Here is a 1,063-nt window from a genome sequence, read left to right on the forward strand (position 1 = left end):
TTGTAGGGGAAAAAACAGATGATTTAGATTTTGTAGAAAAAGAAAAAGAGCGTTTGTTAGATGAACTTATTTTTGACCAGTTAAAAATTAAATTCGATTCCAGCAAGATATATGTTGATGTAGAAAGCTTAATCAATAAACGACTTGATACTTATAAACAATTATTTGAATTACTGTTAACTGCTCAATCATCCTTTGATAGAACAGAGGAATACATATTGTTGGAAGAAGAAGAATTACTAATTCCTGTTAATGACATATCTACTGTTACAGCAAAAATCTATTATCATCTTTTGAATGATTTTGTTAGAAATACTGATTATGGCCTTGATAAATACCTTAGTGCAGATATTAGGCATGGTTTTTTCGTCACCCATATGCGCTCAGGAGTAGAAAAGTTTGATTTACTTACAGATTTAGATGAGAATGGTGAATATGAAGATTACTCTATTTGGCTGGAAAAATTCAGTTTGATAAATAGTTCTATTAAATTGGCTATGAATGATTCTCTAAAGACTTTTGCAAAAGAATATGATACAGCACTCAATGAGGCGAATAATTGGTTTAGAATAAGTTGGATAATCACCAATACGCAAGATGAAAAATCAAATGTCGAGAAACCTATTTTTGATTTTGAACCAACAATAGTTAGATTGGATAACTTGAAAAAAAGAATTATTCATATTGAGAATTTTGATTCTTTTATGAATGAAATACTTTCATTTATGTGGAGTATTACTGAAAATGCAACTATTGAAGCCAAAAATAGATTGAATACAGTTTTGAAGCCGCGACTTGATAATGCATTCACTACATTGACAAGTTCAATAGATGAATGTAAACAGAATATCCCACTTAAAGAGTTATTAGATAATATTTCTGCCGCACATTATACAATGCAGAATGATTTGGAACGTATATTGAATTGGTTTAATTGTATGACTGACGATCAAGCTCAACAATATAATGTTCAGAATACTGTAAAGTCTTGTATTGGTATATTTAAGACGAGAAATAGTGATTTAGATATAGTCTTCAATCCAATAAATTCATCGAACCATGA

1 protein-coding gene is annotated in these 1,063 nt (G+C 29.5%); it reads left to right on the forward strand.

Annotated features, from left to right (window positions below; translation table 11 throughout):
• The coding region (locus CJD30_RS11665; protein ID WP_294919355.1) for a hypothetical protein at positions 1 to 1,063 on the forward strand (1,063 nt) is incomplete at both ends.

It is taken from the genome of Sulfuricurvum sp. PD_MW2, assembly GCF_002633015.1.
GTDB lineage: Bacteria > Campylobacterota > Campylobacteria > Campylobacterales > Sulfurimonadaceae > Sulfuricurvum.